A 4,090-nucleotide genomic window follows, 5' to 3' on the forward strand; every position below is an offset into this window, starting at 1 on the left:
TTATTCTCAACTGCGTTTTTACCAGACTGCGCACCCGTTGTCGTGCTTTTCGAATCACCACCGGCCAGATTACCTGCCAGCCCCGATGCGATAGTCGCAAGATTGCTGACTAACTGCCTGTCACTTTCATCCAGCTCGCTGACGTGCTTGCCCGGATACATCGTTTTCAGTATCGCATTCGCAGCAAGCTCTCCTGCCACTGCGCCAGCCGCTCCGGCTGCTGCATTGTTCCCCTGCATAGCCGCCGCAGCGCCGCCCAGTATCGCATGCGCGATGGCTTTAGCCGCGATATCATCCTCATTGAGGCCCGCCTTATGACCTATGATATTGGCAAGCTCCGGTGCCGATGCACCCGCCAGCGCCGCGCCAATATCACCGCCAGCCAGCCCCTGCAGAGCGCCTACGGCAGCCTGAATCCCCCGCTGAATATCGCTACCCGTGCCGTATTTTGCCTGCTCGGTCTTATATGCCGCTGAGTTCCGTAGTTGCGTCTGGTATCTTGCTTTTTCTTCATCACTGGCGTTCACATCCGGCTCAGGAATACCTTCCTTTGCCAGCGCTTTTTTACCCGCATTCAGGCCATTTATCTCACCCTGCGTCCTCGCGATATCCGCCGCCTGGTTACCTATCTGGCCTATCAGTTGCACTTCCTGCAGGCGCTTCTGCTCTTTTTCCTTGTCAAAAATCGGACTGATGCCGCCATGGGCCAGCTCTTTATCCCAGCCCTGACACATCACCGGATCGTCTTTACATTTCGAGTCCAGTTCAGCACTTCGTTCATCGCTGATTTTCTGATACTTAGCGATAACCGCCGCACAATTCCCGCCAGTAGCCTTACATGCCCGCATCTCTTTATCGAAGGCCAGCGCTTCATCAACATGCAGATAATTATTCTCAACAACAACTCTTTCCGACGCAGGCTGCTGCGATGCCTCCGATTTTTCTTTTTACTTTCTGTAAGATAGCGTCGTTATTGCCTGTAGTACTTTCTGCCTAGATTTTTTGCGCTGTTAAACGTTTTAAGGCAACAGACGCTACCGCCTTGGCGAAGACCCCTTCGGGTAAAGAGCCTGCGAAGTTGCTGGCTGAGAGTCAGGAGACTCAGACGGTTAAGAGATTAACTGTCGGGGTCTCCTTTTTTTTATTTATAATCTAATAAAAATCCTCATCAACATGACCTTCGGATTTGAGTATCTCCAAGAATCGCTTGTAGGCAACTTCATCACGTTCGATTATATCATCAAGCAATTTTTCTTTAATTAGAGCCCAGTGATAAATGCCGTTTTTGAAATATATGGTCTGAAAGTCTATTTCAGGAGCGATCATTGATACTTGAGTCGCTTTATATGCCATCAACCCACCATATCCTTTCAGTAAACCTAAAAAATAAGTTTCATCACCAAACCAATAAACACTAAAAACATCAACGATCCTGCCCAATGGGTCTCGAGAATCTCTTATTTTCATTTTTTACCTCCATCGGTCAGTGAAGGACCTGGTTGTAACGGATTCCTTTGTGGTGTAACAATTTTCATATCATATGCTTTACCAGTATTAGCATTGTACTGGTAATGTACTGATATTGACGATCCATCAGGAAGATAATGTGTCGCCTCCATTCAGTAAGTTATAGCCATTCTTCCTTGCTGTACTTCCGGCCCGCCAGTTTTTTCCCCAACGCGCCTTTTTCAGCCCGTTACGTCATTTTCCCCAGCATTGTTAAAGATCAAAACATCAGAATATTAATTTATCGCTAACAAGATGAATCTACTTACTTATCTGATTAAAATACAGGCTATAGTTAATCTGATCAAAACACACTAAGTTAACCATCTCTATTTTATCATTTTCATGTAAACAATGAGTGATAACACCCAATGCAATTTGGGCAGCCAAGTCCTTTGGAAATTTATAAATCCCTGTACTGATGTTCGGAAAAGACACAGTTTTAATGTTATACTCGTCAATTAGCGTAAAACAACTTAAGTAGGCTCTCTTTAACAACTCAACTTCGTCGCGACTCCCGTTACTCCAGTATGGCCCTACTGCATGTATTACATAGTCCGCTGGCAAATTTCCAGCACTTGTGATTACAGCATTACCAACTTTACAACCACCTTGCCGATTTCTTATTAGCTGACACTCGGCCAAGATCATTGGCCCACCAACACGATGTATTGCACCATCTACACCGCCACCACCAAGTAAAGACGAGTTAGCTGCATTCACAATAGCTCCCGCAGCCACTTTCGTTATATCACCATGCAATAACCGAACTCTATTCATTAACTTCCAAAATCCGTATAAGATTTTCTATCGCTTTTTTTTGCTGTTCTAACTCATCGGGGCTTAACAATAGATTAATTAATTGAGCATCTAAAGCACTGTCATAGACATCAATGCTCATCCAGCCTTTAGACCAAATGTCAACAGTTCCGAGCTTATCTCCCCTCTCAAACTCAACACGTTCTAAGTCACCGAAATCACCATTGCTAAAAGAACTGTATTGAAGCTCATACCCGGCTAAATATGGAGCAACCTCGGTTTTAAAAAAATCGATGTTCATGATTAACCCCCTATTTTTTATCTACAACTGTGATATTTTTAACTTCAGGTAGTTGGCTTCCACCTTGTTTATTCAGCATAAATTGTTGTGATTTACTAGCATCTGGGCCAATTAGCTTGAACCATCCATCTTTCCCACCTTGCAACAAGCTATTTGTAGGGACATCAAACTCAACGTAGACCGATCCCGCTGGTGCTGTTGCCTTAAAGTCCGAAACACCATTAGTAGAAATAAATGTCTGCCCACCTCCTCCTTGAACCACTTTACCTCCATTTTGCATTTGGGCTAATTCATCAGGAGACATCCATCTACCAACTCGAGTAACATTGACTTCATTGATAATCGCCCTTTCACCTAGTTTGAGTGCAGAATTGGTGTTTGGTATTACCCCTTTCGCTCCACTATTTTCCACTGTTGTAGCTGAACTTGGTTTACCACCTGCAACGCTCCCAACACCCAGCGCGCCATAAACCAAGTTGCCTAGCCCATCGGCTCCGGTCTTAAGCAATGACGCTTCTAACCAATCACACTTACCAGCGCACTGGTCAATAATATCAGCATACCATTTTGCCGAGTCTTCATAAGCACGCCCGGCCATGTTGTCCTGCTGGCGTAGCTCAGTATACGCTTTCTCATCGAGTTCTATTTTAGAACGCGTTTCTGCAACACAAGCGGCATCACCGGCATCCCAGCATGATTTCAGCTTCTGAATGTTCTCCGCTGACTCCTGCGCCATATCCTTACGGATACCCTGCTCACAGCCAGCATTTCCATTACATTCTTTATACTTATCGGTGTATTTCTGTGGGCTTCCCTGACTCAGGAAGTTATTCTCAACTGCGTTTTTACCAGACTGCGCACCCGTTGTCGTGCTTTTCGAATCACCACCGGCCAGATTACCTGCCAGCCCCGATGCGATAGTCGCAAGATTGCTGACTAACTGCCTGTCACTTTCATCCAGCTCGCTGACGTGCTTGCCCGGATACATCGTTTTCAGTATCGCATTCGCAGCAAGCTCTCCTGCCACTGCGCCAGCCGCTCCGGCTGCTGCATTGTTCCCCTGCATAGCCGCCGCAGCGCCGCCCAGTATCGCATGCGCGATGGCTTTAGCCGCGATATCATCCTCATTGAGGCCCGCCTTATGACCTATGATATTGGCAAGCTCCGGTGCCGATGCACCCGCCAGCGCCGCGCCAATATCACCGCCAGCCAGCCCCTGCAGAGCGCCTACGGCAGCCTGAATCCCCCGCTGAATATCGCTACCCGTGCCGTATTTTGCCTGCTCGGTCTTATATGCCGCTGAGTTCCGTAGTTGCGTCTGGTATCTTGCTTTTTCTTCATCACTGGCGTTCACATCCGGCTCAGGAATACCTTCCTTTGCCAGCGCTTTTTTACCCGCATTCAGGCCATTTATCTCACCCTGCGTCCTCGCGATATCCGCCGCCTGGTTACCTATCTGGCCTATCAGTTGCACTTCCTGCAGGCGCTTCTGCTCTTTTTCCTTGTCAAAAATCGGACTGATGC

General features: G+C 47.1%; 4 protein-coding genes and 1 pseudogene. All 5 read right to left on the bottom strand.

Annotated elements, in window-relative coordinates; all coding sequences use genetic code 11:
* Nucleotides 1-719: pseudogene (locus OGV80_RS03575) on the bottom strand (VENN motif pre-toxin domain-containing protein); the annotation flags it as partial.
* Nucleotides 720-1,152: 433 nt separating this feature from the next.
* On the bottom strand, nt 1,153-1,467 hold the full coding sequence (locus tag OGV80_RS03580) for a hypothetical protein (protein ID WP_286513723.1): 315 nt from the start codon (nt 1,465-1,467) through the stop codon (nt 1,153-1,155).
* Between the two features lie 300 nt (nt 1,468-1,767).
* The gene (locus tag OGV80_RS03585; RefSeq protein ID WP_047413124.1) at nt 1,768-2,286 is read right to left on the bottom strand and encodes a macro domain-containing protein; all 519 of its coding nucleotides are present in this window, start codon (nt 2,284-2,286) and stop codon (nt 1,768-1,770) included.
* Nucleotides 2,279-2,566: a hypothetical protein gene (locus OGV80_RS03590; protein WP_047413128.1), complete on the bottom strand. Its 288-nt coding sequence runs from the start codon at nt 2,564-2,566 to the stop codon at nt 2,279-2,281. Before OGV80_RS03590 ends, OGV80_RS03585 begins: the two co-directional genes overlap by 8 nt.
* Before the next feature lie 10 nt (nt 2,567-2,576).
* Nucleotides 2,577-4,090 (bottom strand): VENN motif pre-toxin domain-containing protein (locus OGV80_RS03595; RefSeq protein ID WP_286513729.1); only part of this gene is annotated, 1,514 nt, incomplete at its 5' end.

This window comes from Citrobacter sp. Ce119, assembly GCF_030334525.1.
Classification (GTDB): domain Bacteria; phylum Pseudomonadota; class Gammaproteobacteria; order Enterobacterales; family Enterobacteriaceae; genus Citrobacter; species Citrobacter europaeus.